This window comes from Leucobacter sp. PH1c (assembly GCF_000633415.1).
In the GTDB taxonomy this organism is placed as follows: Bacteria; Actinomycetota; Actinomycetes; order Actinomycetales; family Microbacteriaceae; genus Leucobacter.
Window position 1 is genome coordinate 28,461 of sequence record NZ_AYMV01000020.1, and the last position, 17,793, is coordinate 46,253.

14 protein-coding genes are annotated in these 17,793 nt (G+C 72.5%); 6 read left to right on the top strand and 8 right to left on the bottom strand.

From position 1 onward, the window contains the following. Positions 1-91 precede the first annotated feature (91 nt). From dprA to U874_RS0106830, 4 genes are all read right to left on the bottom strand, one after another. A complete protein-coding gene (gene dprA / locus U874_RS0106815) occupies positions 92-1,591 on the bottom strand; it encodes a DNA-processing protein DprA (protein ID WP_025133790.1) in 1,500 nt (499 codons plus the stop codon). Next, on the bottom strand, positions 1,588-3,210 hold the full coding sequence (locus U874_RS0106820) for a YifB family Mg chelatase-like AAA ATPase (protein ID WP_025133791.1): 1,623 nt from the start codon (positions 3,208-3,210) through the stop codon (positions 1,588-1,590). Before U874_RS0106820 ends, dprA begins: the two co-directional genes overlap by 4 nt. Beyond that, a complete protein-coding gene (locus tag U874_RS0106825; protein WP_025133792.1) occupies positions 3,207-3,614 on the bottom strand; it encodes a YraN family protein in 408 nt (135 codons plus the stop codon). The genes U874_RS0106820 and U874_RS0106825 overlap by 4 nt, the downstream gene beginning before the upstream one ends. 166 nt (positions 3,615-3,780) lie before the next feature. Next, a complete protein-coding gene (locus tag U874_RS0106830) occupies positions 3,781-4,104 on the bottom strand; it encodes a DUF2469 domain-containing protein (RefSeq protein ID WP_025133793.1) in 324 nt (107 codons plus the stop codon). Between the two features lie 110 nt (positions 4,105-4,214). Between U874_RS0106830 and U874_RS0106835 the strand changes: the two genes are divergently transcribed. From U874_RS0106835 to U874_RS0106850, 4 genes are read left to right on the top strand one after another with little or no spacing between them, the layout of a single operon-like run. After that, a complete protein-coding gene (locus U874_RS0106835; RefSeq protein WP_025133794.1) occupies positions 4,215-4,934 on the top strand; it encodes a hypothetical protein in 720 nt (239 codons plus the stop codon). After that, on the top strand, positions 4,921-6,591 hold the full coding sequence (locus tag U874_RS0106840) for a DNA polymerase Y family protein (protein WP_025133795.1): 1,671 nt from the start codon (positions 4,921-4,923) through the stop codon (positions 6,589-6,591). Before U874_RS0106835 ends, U874_RS0106840 begins: the two co-directional genes overlap by 14 nt. A gap of 51 nt (positions 6,592-6,642) precedes the next feature. Further along, positions 6,643-10,338 (top strand): error-prone DNA polymerase, encoded by a 3,696-nt coding sequence (locus tag U874_RS0106845; protein WP_025133796.1) that lies wholly within the window; start codon positions 6,643-6,645, stop codon positions 10,336-10,338. Between the two features lie 39 nt (positions 10,339-10,377). Then, the gene (locus U874_RS0106850; protein WP_025133797.1) at positions 10,378-11,694 is read left to right on the top strand and encodes a nicotinate phosphoribosyltransferase; all 1,317 of its coding nucleotides are present in this window, start codon (positions 10,378-10,380) and stop codon (positions 11,692-11,694) included. Between the two features lie 79 nt (positions 11,695-11,773). Here the strand turns inward: U874_RS0106850 and U874_RS0106855 are convergent, their stop codons facing one another. From U874_RS0106855 to U874_RS15660, 3 genes are all read right to left on the bottom strand, one after another. Then, on the bottom strand, positions 11,774-12,058 hold the full coding sequence (locus U874_RS0106855; RefSeq protein WP_025133798.1) for a DUF3039 domain-containing protein: 285 nt from the start codon (positions 12,056-12,058) through the stop codon (positions 11,774-11,776). 62 nt (positions 12,059-12,120) lie between these two features. Beyond that, on the bottom strand, positions 12,121-13,686 hold the full coding sequence (locus U874_RS0106860) for a hypothetical protein (protein ID WP_025133799.1): 1,566 nt from the start codon (positions 13,684-13,686) through the stop codon (positions 12,121-12,123). Then, positions 13,656-14,729 carry an ABC transporter ATP-binding protein gene (locus tag U874_RS15660; RefSeq protein ID WP_025133800.1) on the bottom strand — a complete coding sequence of 358 codons (1,074 nt, stop codon included), beginning with the start codon at positions 14,727-14,729 and terminating at the stop codon, positions 13,656-13,658. The genes U874_RS0106860 and U874_RS15660 overlap by 31 nt, the downstream gene beginning before the upstream one ends. Before the next feature lie 218 nt (positions 14,730-14,947). Here U874_RS15660 and U874_RS0106870 point away from each other — a divergent pair, with 218 nt between their 5' ends. Next, positions 14,948-15,730: an ABC transporter permease gene (locus U874_RS0106870; RefSeq protein WP_025133801.1), complete on the top strand. Its 783-nt coding sequence runs from the start codon at positions 14,948-14,950 to the stop codon at positions 15,728-15,730. A gap of 46 nt (positions 15,731-15,776) precedes the next feature. After that, positions 15,777-16,505, top strand: coding sequence for an ABC transporter ATP-binding protein (locus tag U874_RS0106875; RefSeq protein WP_036057958.1), 729 nt, complete (start codon positions 15,777-15,779; stop codon positions 16,503-16,505). Between the two features lie 13 nt (positions 16,506-16,518). Here the strand turns inward: U874_RS0106875 and U874_RS0106880 are convergent, their stop codons facing one another. Further along, positions 16,519-17,751 (bottom strand): CDP-glycerol glycerophosphotransferase family protein, encoded by a 1,233-nt coding sequence (locus tag U874_RS0106880; RefSeq protein ID WP_025133803.1) that lies wholly within the window; start codon positions 17,749-17,751, stop codon positions 16,519-16,521. Between the last annotated feature and the right edge of the window lie 42 nt (positions 17,752-17,793).

Sequence of the window (17,793 nt, forward strand, 5' to 3'; positions counted from 1 at the left end):
TGCATCGCTGCCGCCCGCCTCTCGATCGCACGCCGAGGGCATCGACGTCGACTCCGCTGAGCGCTCCCAGTGAACGAGCGCAGTCGTTCCCCTACCCCCGCCGCAGCGCCCAACGATACGGTTCCGGGCCCGGCGCGTCCCGGCGGGTGACCTCGCCCAAGAGGTGCAGCTCCGCAAGCGCGCGCTGCGCGTCCCCGGGTTCCACGCCGGCGTGACGCGCAACCTCATCGACGGAGCGGGAGCCGCGAAGCGGGAGCGCGTCGATCACCCGGCGGTGCAGCACCGGCTGCCGGTCGTCGGCTCCCTCCGGGGCTGCGGCTCTGGTTCGCTCCGCAGCGGCAGCGGCTCCCCCGCTGGCGATTCCCGCGGGAGCCTCGCCCACGGAACCCTCGCCCGCAGGAGCCTCGCCCACGGAGCCCTCGCCCGCAGGGGCCTCGCCCGCGGAAGCCACGCCCGCGGAAGCCCCACCCGTGCCCGCGCCCGTGCCCGCGCCCGGCCCGGGCCAGGCGTCGTGCGCGTCTTCGAGGAGCTCCGCGAGGTCGTGCTCGCTCGAGATAAGCGCGGCCCCGTACTCGCGAATGAGTCGGTGGCACCCCGAGGACGCCGCGCTGGTCATGGGCCCGGGGACCGCGCCGATCGGGCGACCGAGCGTCGCCGCGTGGCCGGCGGTGTTGAGCGAACCGGAGCGAACCCCAGCCTCGGTGACGAGCGTGGCCCCCGACAGGGCCGCGATGAGCCGGTTGCGCTGGAGGAAGCGCCACCGCGTCGGCGCGGTTCCCGGCACGAGTTCGGCGCACACCGCGCCCTGCTCCCGGATCCGGGCGAGCAGGGCGTCGTGCGCGGCCGGATACACGCGATCGGCTCCTCCTGCGAGCACCGCGACTGTGCGACGCCCTGCGGCGAGCGCAGTGCGGTGGGCCACCGCGTCGACGCCGTACGCGGCGCCGGAGACGATCACTCGGCCGGCGGACGCCGCAGCGCCTGCGAGATCGGCAGTGACGTGGGTGCCGTAGCCCGTGCAGGCGCGAGCCCCTACGACCGCGAGCGCGGGCATGCTGAGCGTGCGCGGATCTCCGCGAACCCAGAGCAGGTGCGGCGCGTGAGGCCCGAGGTCGTTGAGCTGCTGCGGCCAGGCGTCGTGGGACGGTGTCACGACGCGCATGCCCAGCGCGAGCGCCCGCTCGATGTCGCCGGCAGTCTCGGACTCGGCGAGGCGGGGGCGCCACCGTCGCAGCGCGGCCGCAAGCACGGGGCCGCTGAGCGATTCGTCACCGGCATCCGGGCCCGGGTCCCCGTGTTCGCCGCCCCCGTCGCGCAGGAGGGCCGCGAGTTCTCGGGTGCTCGAGCCTCGCACGAGCGGCGCGAGCGCCCCAGCGGCGCCCAGCCGCGCGATGAGTGCGCCCGCGACCGCGTCCCCCGGTTCCGTGAGTCGGGACCAGACGATTCGCGCGAAGAGCTCGGCGATGTGGTCGAGCGCCGCCGGAGCGGTGTGTTCCCCGGGAGCACCCAGGGCCCACAGTGCGCGCAGCCGCGCTCGGGTCTCCGAGTCGGGGACGAGCGGGGCGGGCCGACGACTGGCCTGGCCGGTCACTGGGCTCCCCCACTCCTCAGGACGAGCGCCTGGGCGATCTCGTTCCGGCGCGGCCGCCCGGTTCCCGCGAGGTCGGCGATGCTCCAGGCCACACGCAGGACGCGGTCGTACCCGCGGAGGGTGAGCGCCCCGCGGCTGAGGGCGCGGTCGAGCACCGCGGTGTCCGTGGCGGGGAGCCGGAGCGCGGGCCCCCGCAGCCAAGCTCCGGGGACCTCGGCGTTGACGCGCCATCCCGTGCCGTGGAGCCTGGCCCCTGCGCACGCCCGGGCTTCGGCGACACGGGCGCGCAACTCGGCGCTCGTGCGCGGGCCACCGCTCGGTTCGTTCCGATGCGCGAGCGAGACGCGCCGCAGTTCCAGCTGGAGGTCGAGCCGATCGGCGAGCGGGCCCGAGATGCGCTGCTGGTATCGGAGGCGCGCGCTCGGCGTGCACTGGCACTGCAGCGCAGGGTCCGTCGAGTGCGCGTTGCCGCAGGGGCAGGGGTTGGCCGCGAGGACAAGCTGTATACGCGCCGGCATGGTGGCCCGGACCTGGGCGCGGTGGATCTCGACCCGCCCCGATTCGAGAGGCTGTCTGAGCGATTCGAGTACCGTGCGCGAGAACTCCGGGGCCTCATCGAGGAAGAGCACGCCCCGATGGGCCCGGGTGAGGGCGCCGGGGCGCACCGCCGCGCCGGCGCCGCTTCCGATGACCGCCGCGGCCGACGCCGTGTGGTGCGGGCTCTCGAACGGCGGTCTGCGGATGAGGCGCGTCAACGCGGTTTCGCTACCGAGCGAGGCGATGCTGCTCACCTCAAGCGCCTCGTCATCGCCGAGCTCGGGCAGGATCGTGGGCAGACGGGACGCGAGGAGCGTCTTTCCCGCGCCGGGCGGGCCGAGCAGGGACACGTGATGGCGCCCCGCTGCGGCAACCGCGAGCGCGGTGACCGCCTCACCCTGTCCGACGATCTCTCGGATGTCGAGACCCGATGCCGCGCTCGCACCTCCGCTCGATCCGGCACGCGACTCGCCTCGGGTTTCGTCGCACAGTGCTCCCTGTGCACCGGCGGGCCGTCTCCCCGGCACGCCACCGCGGGCGCCGACGACCGGACGCTCGGAGTCGCGCTCGCCCCGGTGCCAGCCGACGGCTTCGCGCAGATCACGCACCCCGATCACCTCGATCCCCGGCACGAGCTCGGCCTCGCACGCCCCCTCGTCGGGGACCATCACTCGTGCAAAGCCGAGCGCCTGCGCCGCAATGGTCAGGGATAGCAGCCCGGCCGGCCGCCGCAGGTCGCCTCCCAGCCCGAGCTCGCCGAGATGCGCGGTCTCCGCGAGGCGATCCTCCGGGAGGTGCCCGGACACAGCGAGCACCGCGAGAGCGATCGCGAGGTCGAAGGCAGAGCCGTGCTTCGGAAGCGAGGCGGGGCGGAGGTTGACCGTGAGAAAGCGGTCGGCGAGCGGGAGCCCCGCCTGCGCGGTCGCGGCGCGAACGCGCAGCTTCGCCTCGGCGAGCGCCGTGTCCGGAAGGCCGATGATCGCCATGCCGGGGAGCTGCCGCGACACGGCGGCCTCGACCGTGATCACGGCCCCCTGCATACCGGTGAGGGCGACGGAGGAGACGCGGCGCACGTCGCTCATACAATCCCCCGCAGGTGATCGATCCGGGGCACCGATCCCGCCGAGAGCAGGATCCCGATCGCGTCGATGCGGATCGCCTCGAAGCGGTCGCTCAGCCCGCCCCCATCGCGGTGCGCGCCGAGCCACTCGCCGACGAGGAGGCGCAGACGCGCCGCCTTCTGCGGAGTGACGGCAGAGAGCGGGGTACCGTACCCCGTACCGCGTCGGGTCTTCACCTCGACCGCGACGAGCGTGCGCCCCGTCTCCACCACGAGGTCGAGTTCTCCGAGACGGCACCGCCAGTTGCGGTCGAGGATCTCATAGCCGTGCTCCGCGAGGTACGCTGCGGCGAGCGCTTCGCCGTGCGCGCCGACGGTACGGCGCTGGGCGGAACGCTCCGGATGGGCGTGCAGTGCGGGGTTCATGGGGCACCTCCTGCCGATCATTTTCGGCAGCGGGGCGCCCGGCGCGCAGCGGGATCCTCAATATGTGGAGAACCCGCACGGGCACGGCACGGGAAGCGGGCTGTGGGCGGCCTTCGAACAACCACCCTGACCGGGCCGCACAATGCGGCAGCACCGCGCGAGGTGGTTACTCGTCGAGCGCAAGCTCCTGCGGCAGCGAGAACTCGCGGGCCGACAGCTCCTCGACGTTGACGTCCTTGAACGTGAGCACGCGAACTGACTTCACGAAACGGTCGGCGCGGTACACATCCCACACCCACACGTCACTCATCGTCAGCTCGAAGTAGAAGTCGCTCCCCGCGTCCTGCCGCTTCAGGTCGACCTCGTTCGCCAGGTAGAAGCGGCGCTCGGTTTCGACGACATAGCGGAACTGGCTCGCGATGTCGCGGTACTCGCGAAACAGCGACAGCTCAGCTTCGCGCTCGTAATCGTCCAGCTCGTCCTCGTTCATCCCGTCCATCCTACGCCGTCCCGGAGCGATGCGGAGGACCCCCACTCGCCCGCAACACACGGGGTGCACGCGGGATTGACTTATTCGAACGTATGTTCGAATATTGCTCCATGAATTCGACCGCCACTGTCCACTCGCTCCAGCAGCGCATCTCCCAGATGCAGCCGGTGCGCTTGGACGAGCGCGCGCTCCCCACCCCTCCGGGCCTCCGGGGTTTGCTCCCGGGCGGGGCGCTGCACGCGGGCAGCAGCTACACCGTCCGCGGCTCCGCGCAGCTGGCTCTCGCTTTCCTCGCCGCCGCTTCCGCCGCAGGGGCCTGGTGCGGGGTCATCGGCCTCCCCGCGTTCGGGGCCGAGGCCGCAGCGGCGCTCGGGATCGCGCTCGACCGCTGCATCCTCATTCCCGAACCGGGCAGTGAGGCGATCAGCCTGGCGGGTGCGCTGAGCGAGGCGCTCACCGTGGTCCTCGTCCATCAGCCGCAGCGGCCCCGCGCGGGAGACGCCGAGCGCATCGCCGCCCGAATGCGCGAGCACGGCTCTGCGCTGCTCGTTTCCGGCGAGTGGCCGCACCCGGAGAGCGCGCTGCGCGTCACCGCGTCCCGCTGGACCGGCCTCGGCCACGGCACGGGCGTGCTCGCCGAGCGCGAGATCGCGGTGCAGTCGCAGGACCGCCGCGGGGTGCGTCAGCACCGGGTCCGCTTCGCCGACGGCGCGCTCGCCGAACTCGCGACGGACGCGGCGAGCGGCACCGCATCCGCTTCCCCGATGCTTCGCGCGGTTCCTCCCGCCCCGGCGGCGCACCTTCAGGAGGGCCACCATGCCGGCCGCTGAACGAGTGCTCATGCTCTGGATCCCGGACTGGCCGATCCACGCGATGCTGCGCGAGCGCGAGGCACAGGCCCGCAGCGCGGCCGCGAACGGCGAGCGGCCCCCCTCCGGTGCGCACGCGGGGACACGCACGGGCGCCCCTGCCGACGCTCCTGCGCTCTGGCCCGCGATCGCACTCCTCGCACAGCACCGGGTCGTTGCGTGCTCCCCCGCGGCACGGGCCGAAGGAGTGCGGGCCGGGCTCCGCGAGCGCGAGGCCCAGGCGCGCTGCCCGAGCATTGAGATCCACGCGCATGCGCCCGAGGCGGACGCGCGCCAGTTCGCACCCGTCCTGACCGCGATCGAGCAGCTCGTCCCGGGCGTGGAGCCCCGGCGCCCGGGGCTCTGCGCCATGCGGGTGCGCGGCCCCGCACGCTATTACGGGGGCGAGGAGCCCGCCGCGCGAGCGCTTCTCGAGCTCGCTGCCGAGCTCGGCTTCGCCGACGCCCGCGTCGGCATCGCGGACGGAGTGTTCGCCGCTGAACAGGCCGCACGCTCGTCGGAGGACGCTTCGGGGCTGACCACGCCGTGCCCCGGGGTGCGGATCGTGCCGCCCGGTGGTTCAGCCGCGTTTCTCAGCCCGCTGCCCGTCTCACGCGCGGCCCCGAGCGACTTCGCTGAGGTGCTTCACGGGCTCGGCATCCGCACGTTGGGCGCCTTCGCCGCGCTCCCCGAGGACGCCGTGCGCCAGCGCTTCGGTGCGGGCGGGATCGCGGTGCACCGACGTGCGACCGCCGCGGGCCCCGGCCACGGCGCCGAGGTGCGCCCGCGCGCTCCCGTCCGAGAGTTCGCCGTCGAACTCGCTTTCGAGCCACCCGTGAGCACTGCGGAGCAGCTGGCATTCGCCTGCGCAACGCTCACGGAGGAGTACATCGCGGGGTTCACCGAAGCCGGGCTTGTCTGCACCGCGCTGCGCGTCGAGCTCACCGATGACATCGGCCTGCACCACGAACGCGAGTGGGCGCACCCCCGGCACTTCACCGCGGCCGATGCACTCGGGCGGATCCGCTGGCAGGCGGCGGGGCTCTCCTCGGATTCCGAACGCGGCGGCGCCGGGATCACGCGGGTGCGACTCGTCCCCACCCACACCGACCGGATCGCGGCGCACGAACCGGGGCTCTGGAACACCGAACCGGACGAACGGGTGCATCACCAGCTCAGCCGTGCGCAGAGCAGACTCGGGCACACCGCCGTGGGCACCATGCAGTTGCGCGGCGGCCGGCTGCTCCGCGACCGGCAGCGGCAGATCCCCTGGGGCACCCAGCAGCGGGGCGCAGGCGCGCGTGCGGCCGCGGCCGGCCCCTGGCCCGGCGCCATCGGGGGCGCGACACCGACCCTCGTCTTCCCCGTCCCGCTCTCCGCGGAGCTCACCGACGCCTCCGGGGAACGCATCGGGATCGACGACGAGGACCTCCTCACCGCCCCGCCCTCACGGCTCAGCGTCGAGCGGTCGACGCTGCCCGCCGCGGTGCAGGGCTGGTCTCCCCCGTGGCCCGTCCGGGAGCACTGGTGGGCGGGAGCCCCCGCACGCACGAGGCTTCAGGTGCAGCTCGAGAACGGCGACGCCTGGCTGCTCTACACCGAGGCCGGGGAGTGGTTCGCGGAGGGCCGCTATGACTAACCACGCGCGATGAGGAACACGGAACGGAACGGAACGGAGAGGAGCCGCAGCATGGGCTGGAACAACCCGCCGCTGCCCTGGTCCGAGCTCGAACGCCGGCTCTCGGGCCGCTCCCGCGCGCCCGGAACGGCGGGTGGCGCGAGCACGGCGGGCGACGGGGCAGGCGGCGGAGGTACAGACGCGGCCGAGCCGCCTCCGACGGCCCCGCACACCGCAGCACCGGGGGCCGGCGCAGCGCCGGCAGAGGAGGCCGTGCCGTACGCCGAACTGCACGCCCACTCGCACTTCAGCTTCCTCGACGGGGCCTCCGCTCCCGAGGAGCTCGTCGCCGAGGCCGCCCGGCTCCGCCTCGCGGGGATCGCGCTGACCGACCACGACGGGCTCTACGGCGCCGCCGTGTTCGCCGAGGCGGCAGAGCTCGTCGCCCGGCGCCGCACCTCTGCGCCCCACGTCACCGACCCCGCGCACATCACCGACCCCGCCCACATCACCGACGCCCCGCGCCCGCCCGATCCCCCGCTCACCGTCTACGGTGCGGAGCTGTCGCTCGGGCTCGACGTCCCGCAGCTCGGCGTCGCCGACCCGCAGGGCACGCACCTCCTCGTGCTCGCCAACGGCGCGAGCGGATACCACCGCCTTGCCGCGGCGATCACCGAGGGCCAGCTCACGGGCGGTGCGAAGGGCCGACCGAGCTATCGCCTCGAGGAGCTCGCGGCGCAGGCGAACGGCGAGTGGGCCGTGCTCACCGGGTGCCGCAAGGGTGCGGTGCGGCAGGCGCTCGCCGGGGCGAGCACCCGGGCCCAGGGCGCGGACCGCGCACGCGCCGAACTGCGCCGCCTCACCGAACTGTTCGGTCAGGACCAGGTGTTCGTCGAGCTCACCAGCCACGGGCACCCCGGCGACGACGTCGCGAACGAGCGGCTCGCGGCCCTTGCCGCGGAGCAGGGGCTGCCCACCATCGTCACCGGCAACGTGCACTACGCCAGCGCTGCGCAGGCACCGCTCGCCGAGGCGATGGCCGCGGTGCGCGCCCGGCGCAGCCTCGACGAGCTCGACGCGCACCTCCCCGCGTCCGGGGTCGCACGCCTCCGCTCGGGCGCCGCACAGCTCCGCCGCTTCCCCCGCACCCCCGACGCCGTCACCCGCACCGCGCCCCTCGCGCGCACCCTCGCGTTCCCATTGCGCGCCGCCCGCCCGCGCCTCCCCCAGCTCCCGCTCCCCGCGGGAGAGTCGCAGATGAGCTGGCTACGCCGCCTCGTCTGGGAGGGCGCCGAGCGCCGCTACGGCACCTTCGGCCGCGCGGTGCGCGAACGGCTGGAGCGCGAGCTCGAAGTCATCGAGCAGAAAGACTTCCCCGGCTACTTCCTCATCGTCCACGACCTCGTGCAGGAGGCGCGCCGCCGCGGAATCCTCTGCCAGGGGCGGGGCTCCGCGGCCAACTCCGCCGTATGCTTCGTGCTCGGCATCACCGCGGTCGACTCGATCCGCTACGACCTCCCCTTCGAGCGCTTCCTCTCGAGCATGCGCGACGAGGAGCCCGACATCGACGTCGACTTCGATTCGGAACGGCGCGAGGAGATCATCCAGTACGTGTACGACAGCTACGGGCGCCGCAACGCCGCGCAGGTGGCCAACATCATCAGCTACCGCCCGAAAGCCGCCATCCGCGACGCCGCGAAAGCGCTCGGCTACGGCCCGGGGCAGCAGCGCGCCTGGACGAAGGCGATGGAGCGGTGGCGCGCGATCGAGGAGGACCCCGCGAGCCCGATCCCCCTCCCCGTGCAGCGGCTCGCGCAGCAGTTCCTCAGCGCGCCGCGCCACCTCGGGATCCACTCCGGGGGCATGGTCCTCACCGAGCGCCCCGTCGGGGAGGTCTGCCCCATCGAGCACGCGCGCATGGAACGCCGCACCGTGCTGCAGTGGGACAAGGAATCCTGCGCGAGCATGGGGCTCGTCAAGTTCGACCTCCTCGGGCTCGGCATGCTGAGCGCCCTCCAGAAGACCATGGACCTGATCGCCGACGCGACGGGCGAGCGATGGACCCTCGAAACCGTCCCCAAGGAAGAGCCCGGCGTCTACGACATGCTGTGCCGCGCCGACGCGATCGGCGTGTTCCAGCTCGAGAGCCGCGCGCAGCTCAACACACTCCCGAGACTCCGGCCGCGCAGCTTCTACGACCTCGTCATCGAGATCGCCCTCATCCGGCCCGGCCCCATCCAGGGCGGCGCGGTACACCCGTACCTCAGGCGCAGGAACGGCACCGAGGAGGTCACCTACCCGCACCCGAAGCTGGAGCCCGTGCTGCGGCGCACACTCGGAGTGCCGCTGTTCCAGGAGCAACTCATGCAGATGGCCATGGCCGTGGGCGACTGCTCCGCCGAGGACGCCGACCTCCTCCGCCGCGCAATGGGCTCCAAGCGCGGCGAGGAGCGCATCGACGCCCTCCGCGACACTCTCTTCGCCGGGATGGCACGCAACGGGATCACCGATGAGGACGCGCAGCACCTCTACGAGCAGATCCAGGCCTTCGCGAGCTTCGGTTTCGCCGAGAGCCACTCGATCAGCTTCGCGCTGCTCGTCTACATCAGCTCCTGGTTCAAACTGCACTACCCCGCGGCCTTCCTCGCGGGCCTCCTGCGCTCGCAGCCCATGGGCTTCTACGCGCCGCGCACGCTCGTCGCCGACGCGCGCCGCCACGGCGTCGAGATCCGCCCCGTCGACGTGCAACGCTCGGGCGCGCTCTCCGGGCTCGAAGCACGAACGGCCGCGGAGCCCGGGCCCGGGCCCGAGCCCGAGCCCGGGCACGGATCAGCGCCAGAAACAGCCACGGGACCCGCAGAACCCGCAAGCCCCGCTGGACCCTCAGGACCCTCAGGACCCGCAGGACCCTCAGGACCCTCAGGATCCACGCGCACCGCCGCCCATGCGGGATGCACCGCCGACGAGCCCGTCCGCGCGCTCGCCCCACACGAGGCCGAAGCGCAGGTGCCGCCCTTCGAGCCCGGCACGCCCGACACGAGCGGCGCCCACCGCCGGGACGGGGCCTTCGCCGTGCGCCTCGGCCTCTCCGAGATCCGCGGCATCGAACCCGCCACCGCGGAGCGGATCGTTCGCGCACGTGCCGCCGGTCCCTTCCTCGACCTCGCCGATCTCGCCCGCCGCGCGGACCTCGACCGCACCCGCATCGAGGCGCTCGCCGCGGCGGGCGCCTGCGACAGCCTCGGCCTCAGCCGCCGCGAGGCGCTCTGGTCCGCGGGGCCCGCCGCGGAGAACCGCGAGCGATTCCTCCCCGGCATCGCGGTGCACGTGCAGCCGCCCCTCCTCCCCGTGCTCAGCCGGGAGGAGCAGACCACGCTCGACCTCTGGAGCACCGGCATCGCCACGGGCGACCACCCGCTCGCGCTCCTCCGCGAGGAGCTCGACGCCCGCGGCATCACCCGATCCGACCGCACCCGCCGCACGCCCCCGGGCACCCGTGTGAGCGTCGCCGGACTCGTCACGCACCGGCAACGCCCCGGCACCGCGGGCGGGATCACGTTTCTCACGGTGGAGGATGAAGTGGGCACCGTGAACATCGTCACCTTCGCGCAGGTCTGGCAGCGCAACCGCCTCGTCGCCCGCTCCGCACCCGCGCTGATCGTGCACGGCCTGCTCGAGCGCTCCCCCGAGGGGGTGGTCAACGTCATCGCCGAGCGCTTCGAACCGCTCGCGGCGCCCGCGAACGTCCGCTCGCGAGACTTCCACTGACACCCCGATCCGAGGCCTCGTTCGGGCTATGCTGGCGTCGTGAATCCCTCAACGGCTCTGCTCACCGATCACTACGAGCTCACCATGGTGGACGCGGCGCTCCACGCCGGCACCGCCGAGCGCCGCAGCATGTTCGAGCTCTTCGCCCGTCGCCTCTCCGGCGCACGCCGCTACGGCGTCGTCGCGGGGACCGGCCGACTGCTCGAAGCCATCCAGGCGTTCCGCTTCGGCGACGAGGAGCTCGAGTTCCTGCGCGCCGGCCGCGTCGTCACCGACCGCACGCTCGACTGGCTCGCCGACTACCGCTTCAGCGGCGACATCTGGGGCTACCCCGAGGGCGAGGTGTTCTTCCCCGGCTCCCCCATCCTCACGGTCGAGGCGAGCTTCGCGGAGGGCGTGCTGCTCGAAACGCTCGCGCTCAGCATCCTGAACGCCGACTCCGCCGTCGCCACCGCCGCCTCGCGCATGCGCCACGCCGCGGCAGGCAAGCCGCTCGCCGAGATGGGCTCGCGCCGCACGGGCGAGTACAGCGCCGTCGCCGCCGCACGCGCCGCGTACATCGCGGGCTTCAGCGCAACCTCGAACCTCGAAGCGGGCCGCAGCCACGGGATCCCCACCATGGGCACCGCGGCCCACAGCTTCACACTGCTCCACGACAGCGAACGCGAGGCTTTCGAGGCCCAGGTCGCCACGCTCGGCACCGACACCACCCTGCTCGTGGATACCTACGACATCGAGCAGGGCGTGCGCACGGCAATCGAGGTCGCGGGCACGGGGCTCGGCGCCGTCCGCATCGACTCGGGCGATCTGCCCGTCGTCGTCGCGCGCGTCCGGGAACTCCTCGACGAGCTCGGCGCCACGCAGACCCGGATCACCGTGACGAACGACCTCGACGAGTACACCGTCGCCGCGCTCGCCGCTTCCCCCGTCGACAGCTTCGGCGTCGGCACCTCGGTCGTCGTCGGCTCGGGAACCCCCACCATGGGCATGGTCTACAAGCTCGTGGCGCACCAGAACGACGCGGGCGAGTGGATCTCGGTCGCGAAGAAGTCCGCCGACAAGGCGTCCGTGGGCGGACGGAAGAGCGTGCGCCGCAGCTTTACTCCGCGCGGCGTGGCCCGCGCCGAGCTCATCTTCCTCGGAGACGGCCCCGCGGGTGCCGCCGAGGGCACGAGCGAGGACGGCCGCGAGGTGCTCGCCCCGCTCGTGCTGAACGGCGAGCTGCAGCCCGGGCACACGGGCGGCGAGGGCATCGCCGCCGCCCGCGCGCGCCATACCCAGCGCGTGCAGGAGCTACCGCCCGTGGCGATGAGCCTCACCCGCGGCGACCCCGCGATCCCCACCGAGTACCGCTAGCGCACGGCGGGCTCACCGCGGACACGACGAAGGGCCGCGATCCATCGGATCGCGGCCCTTCGTCGTCGCGCTCGCGGCGCTACTTGCGCATGCGCTCGTAGACGCGCTTGCAGTCGGGGCAGACGGGGAACTTCTCGGGATCCCGCGAGGGGGTCCACTTCTTCCCGCAGAGCGCGCGGACCGGCTTGCCGGTCACCGCGGACTCGAGGATCTTGTCCTTCGGCACGTAGTGCGAGAAGCGCTCGTGATCGCCGTCCTCGACCTGCGAGTCCTCGAGCAGCTGCTCGAGCTCGCGATCGAGCACGTCGGTGCCGCCCGCGGGGCCACCGGAGGAGTCGGAATCACGGCGCGTAAAGAAACCCATGCCTCGATTGTAAACCCGCGAGGCAGGGAGCGCGCAGCGCTCGTGGCGAACTCCGGGTCGGCCTAGTCGTAGACCTGCGTGACGCCGATCAGCTCGGGGCCGCTCCGGTCGAAGATCCGGCCGCCGATGAACACGCCGAGCAGCAGGACGAGCAGCCCGTAGCCCGCGCCGAAGAGCGCCGCCCACAGGTTCTCCCCGAGCGCCACGTCCGCGATCGCGGTGATCGCGAACCAGGCCGGGGGCACCGACAGCAGGATCGCGACGGCCATCGAGAGGGTCTGCGCGAGCCCCGATCCCGAGCCCGACCACTGCGGCTGCACGAAGGGGCTGTCGCCCGGGCGCGTGGTGGGGTACGGCATCATCACGGAGAAGACGCTCGAGACTCCCGCGGAGACGAAGAGCACGCCGAGGTTCAGGCCGACGACCGCGGGGAGCACCCGCCAGTCGCCGATCACGGTGACCGTGATGCTCGAGCCGATGAGCGCGAGCGGCACTCCGAGCAGCAGCACCGGGGCGAGGCGTCCGGCGCGGTCGGCCGCACCGCGGGTGCCGCTCGCCACGTGCTCCCAGATCGCGGTGGAGTCCATCGCGACGTCGTTGTGCTGCGACCAGCCGAGCAGCAGCAGGATCACGGGAAGCGGGATCAGAGCGAGCACCTCGAGCGGCGAACCGGCCACCCAGAACGCGAGGAGCATGAAGACCGGGGCGATCGGGATCGCGAACAGCGCGACGCGGTAGCGCGGATCCCGCGCCCAGTACGTCAGCAGCCGCGCGGCGATGGCGGGGGCCGGACGGGCTGGGAAGCGCTCGAACCAGCCGAGGCCGCTGCGCGCGACGTCGGGATCGAGCGGACGCTCGATGCGCGTGAGCGAGGCGCGCACGATGCCGAACCAGAGCAGCCCGAGCACGAGGATCGCGGCGCCGGTGATCGCGAGCCGGAGCAGCGCCGCAGCGGGGTCGCCGCCGAGCGCGAGCGCCGCGAAGGGCGCGCCGAAGGGGGTCCAGCCGAGCACGTCAGCGAGATCGCCTGCGGTCTCGAAGCCGCCGATGCGCGCCGTCGATGCGCCGGCGAACACCGCGAGCGGCAGGAGCGCGACGAGCAGCACCGCACCGATCGTGCGCACGATGCCCTCGTAGCGGTCACCTACCAGCAGCTTGCCGAGCGCCGAACCGACGCGGGCGCTCACGAGCGTGAAGAGAGCCGCGAGCACGAGGGCGACGGGGGCGAGCCAGCTCGGCTCGCGCCACTCCGGGCGCAGCACGCCGAGCGCGACGAGCCAGACCGCGAGGAGGAAGAACGGCCAGCTCACCACGGTCGTGGCGAGCAGCGCTCCCCCGATCGAGCCGGAGCTCACGGGGAGACTCGCGAACTGGCGGGGCTCCAGGTGCCCACGGTTCGCGAAGAACGGGACGACGAGCACCGCCAGCAGCACGACGGCGCCGAACGCGGTGTCCACGACGGCACGGTCTGCCGTGCGCGGGATCCACCACAGCGGCGCGGCGGCCGCGAGCACCGCGATCGCCGCGAGCGCGAGGAAGCCGAGCCCCGTGCGGAGCGCACGCCCGAACGACCCGCGGAACGTCCCGCCCAGGAGGGCTAGACGGAGTCGGAAGAGCCGTGCAGCCATTCGAGCCCCTTCTGCGTGTCGCTCATGCCGGTGAGCTTCGTGAAGCGCTCCTCGAGGCTGAGGCCGTCGCGGACCGCATCGACCGTGCCCTGCGCGATCACGCTGCCGTCGACGATGATCGAGACGTGGTCGCAGACGCGCTGGATGAGATCCAGGCTGTGGCTCGACATCACGACGCTGCCGCCACCGGCGACGTACTTCTCGAGGATCTCGGTCACGTTCGCGGCCGACACGGGGTCGATCGTCTCGAACGGCTCGTCGAGCACGAGCACCTCGGGGGCGTGGATCATCGCGCAGGCGAGCGCGATCTTCTTCTGCATGCCCGCCGAGTAGTCGGAGACGAGACGGCCGAGCGCCGACTCGAGGCCGAACGCGGCGGCCAGCTCGGCGGAGCGCTTCGCGACGGCCGCCTCATCGACGCCGGCGAGCACACCCGAGTAGTAGAGCAGCTGCGCGCCCGTGAGCCGGTCGAACAGGCGGAGGCGATCGGGCAGCGAGCCGATGAGGCGCTTCGCCGCGGGACCATCGGTCCAGACGTCGACGCCGCCGACCGTCACGCGGCCGGAGGTGGGGCGCAGGAGGCCACTGATCATGGAGAGCGTGGTCGTCTTGCCCGCGCCGTTCGGGCCGACGACACCCGTGAAGGAGCCGGCGTGCACCGCGATCGAGACCTCGTTCGCCGCGACCACCGAGCCGTACGTCTTCGTGAGCATCTCCGTGCGCAGCACGACGGGGTTCTGCTCGGCGATGCGGCCGCGCTCGCGGGCGCGCACCACGGAGGGGACGGGGACCTGGATCCGGCCCGTGCGCGGCGAGGCCTCCGAGGGCTCGGCCGCCGCATCGTCATGAGCGACGTGCGAGGCGGGAGCGGCCGCAGCTGCGGGGGCGACCGCAGGGACGGGAGCCGCAGCAGGGGCGGGATCCGCAGGAGCCGCAGCAGGAACAGCAGCAGCGGGCACCGGCGCGGCAACCGGCTCGGGCTGCACGGCAATCTCGGGCTGCACCGCAGCCTCGGGCTGCACGGCAGCCTCGGGCGGCGCCACGGGCGTTCCCGCTGCGCGGCTCGGACGGACCCGGGCGGCGCCGCTGGGCGCTGCCGTCGAGTCTCCTTCGAAAACCGGAGCGCTCGACGCCGAGTTCTCTGCGGGCTCGGGTGAGGACGGTTGTGATGGAGTTACGGACGGCACGGATCCAATTTATCAAATCCGCGGCCGCGCCGAGCATGCGCGCCGGGAATTGCGAAAAGCGGCAGAATAGTCCTGTGAACTCTGCCCCTCGACCACCGCGCGCAACCGCCTGGTCCTCCCTCTGGCTCCTGACCAGACGCGACCTGAAGGTGCGCTACTCGACGTCGCTCCTCGGGTACTTCTGGTCGATCCTCGATCCCCTGCTCATGAGCCTCATCTACTGGTTCATCTTCACGCAGGTGTTCTCTCGCTCGGTCGGCGAGGCGCCCTACATCGTGTTCCTTCTCACGGCACTGCTGCCGTGGATGTGGTTCAACGGCGTGATCTCGGACTCGACCCGCGCGTTCCTCCGCGACGTGAAGCTCGTCCGCTCGATCGCGCTCCCCCACTGGATCTGGGTGGGACGCATCGTCTGCTCGAAGGGCATCGAGTTCCTCCTCAGCCTGCCGGTGCTGGCGCTCTTCGCGATCTTCTCGGGCGCGCGGGTCGGCTGGGAGCTGCTGCTCATGCCGCTCGCGATCGTGCTGCTCGCGATCCTGACGCTCGGGCTCGGGCTCATCATCGCCCCGCTCGTCGTGTTCTTCCGCGACCTCGAGCGCGCGGCGAAGCTCATCCTCCGCGTGATGTTCTACGCTTCGCCGATCATCTACGGCGCGGCGGATCTCCCCGCGTTCGCGCAGCCGCTCGCCTGGCTGAACCCGCTCTCCGGGATCTTCGGGCTGTTCCGCGCGGGGTTCTTCCCCGATCAGTTGAACTGGTCGCTCGTGGCGGCCTCCGCGGGGATCAGCGTGCTGCTGCTCCTCGTCGGCGTGCTCGTGTTCCGCCGCACCATCGGCGGCGTGCTGAAGGAGTTGTGACGTGACCGAGGCCAGCACGGAACCCGCGGCGCGCGCCGCGGAGACGATCATCACCGCCGACGGGCTCGGGGTGCGCTTCCGGCGCAACCGCGGTGCGCGGCGCAGTTTCAAGGACCTGTTCGCGGGCCGCGCGCGCCGCAGTCGCGCGGGCGAGTTCTGGGCGCTCCGCGATGTCTCCTTCTCCGTGACCCGGGGGGAGGCGATCGGTGTCGTCGGCCGCAACGGCCAGGGCAAGTCGACGCTCCTGAAGCTCGTCGCCCGCGTCCTTTTCCCCGATGAGGGGCGCGTCACCGTGCATGGCGGCGTCGCCCCGCTGATCGAGATCACGGGCGGATTCGTCGGCGACCTGACGGTGCGCGACAACGTGCAGCTCACGGGCGGGCTGCACGGGCTGAGCAAGCGCGAGATCGCCGCGCGCTTCGACTCGATCATCGAGTTCGCGGGCGCAGCCGACGTGATCGACACCCCGTTCAAGCACCTGTCGAGCGGCATGAAGGTGCGCGTCGCCTTCGCCGTGGTCTCGCAGCTCGACGAGCCCGTGCTCCTCGTCGACGAGGTGCTCGCCGTGGGCGACAAGGCCTTCCGAGCGAAGTGCTACCGCCGGATCGAGGAGCTCCTCGCCGAGGGGAAGACGCTGTTCCTGGTGTCGCACAACGAGCGCGACCTGCGGCGCTTCTGCTCGCGCGGGCTGTATCTGAACGGCGGCCGGCTCGTGCTCGACGGCCCGATCGACGACGTGATCGACCGCTACAACGCGGATCACCCGGCCGGCTGATCCGGCGCCTCGGCTAGCGCTCGGTCGAGCGCTCCCGCCACGCGTCGGCCCGCGCGAAGAGCTCCGCGATCGCCGCGTGAAAGCGTCGCGTGGGCGCTCCGGGCGAGGTGTCCCCGAAGTAGCGCTGCGACCAGGTGCCGAGGCGCTCGATCGCCGCTTCGTCGTGGATCACGCGATCGGTCACCTCGACGGCGCGGTCGAGCGCCGACTCGTCGAGCCACTCGCACACGCTCAGGTAGCCGCCCTCGTCGACCACGGCGTCGGGTGCGACGGGCCGGGTCACCATGAGCGGCTTGCCCGTGGCGAGGCGATCGTAGACCATCGCCGAGATGTCGCAGATCGCGAGGTCCGGGAGGCTGAGCTGCCAGCCGAGCACGGGCGCCTGGTCGTAGACGTGCTGCGCCGACGGATCCGCCTGGTTGGCCGCGGCGATCATCGCGATGATTCGCTCGTTCGCTGCGCCGAACGCCGCATCGATCACGCCGCTGCGCGGGTGCGGGCGGTAGACGACGCGGTGCCGGCCGGTGGCGAGGAGCGCGGAGACGAGCTTCTCGCCGTGCGAGGCGACGGAGCCGTAGCACGCGGCCGGGCGGTCGCCCTCCCAGGTGGGGGCGTAGAGCACGACGGTGCGCTCGTCGGGGGTGAACGGCGGCTCGCCGCTCAGGTGGTCGGTCTGCGGCCGCCCGATCGGGATCGTGCGGGTCTCGACGTCGTAGTCCCAGAGCGCGGCCGAGAGCCGGGCACGCGCGGCGTCGCCCGCGACGAGCGCGTAGTCGTACGCCTTGTGCTGGTTGCTCGTCATGTACATCTTGTCGCTCTCGCCGTGGTTCACGAACACGTGCCAGCGGTGGCCGTAGCGCATCATCTGGAAGTTGCGGGTGTTCTGGTTCACGTAGAGCACGACGTCGAGGCGCTGGCGCTCGATCGCACGCTCGAGGTCCGTGACCTTCTGCACGAACGCGACATCGAGGCCGCTCTCGCGCATGAGCTGGCGCGCCCCGGCCGCGTTCCGCGCAAGGACGAGCACGGGCCACTCCTTCGAGAGCTCGTGGAGGGGCGCGTACCACTGGCGCATCTGGTAGATGTTCACGTCGCTGTCGGCGAAGTATACGGCGACGCGGAAGTGGTCTTCGGGGAGCGGACCGCGCTGCGCGATCATCTCCCGCACATCGAAGTAGGCCCGGCGTCCCGTGAGCACCCGCTTGGCCAGTCGGACCGCGCGCTTCATATCCTTCGCCAGCTGCATCGTTCCAGGATAGCCCGGCTCCCCGGGTGCTCAGGCGCCCGC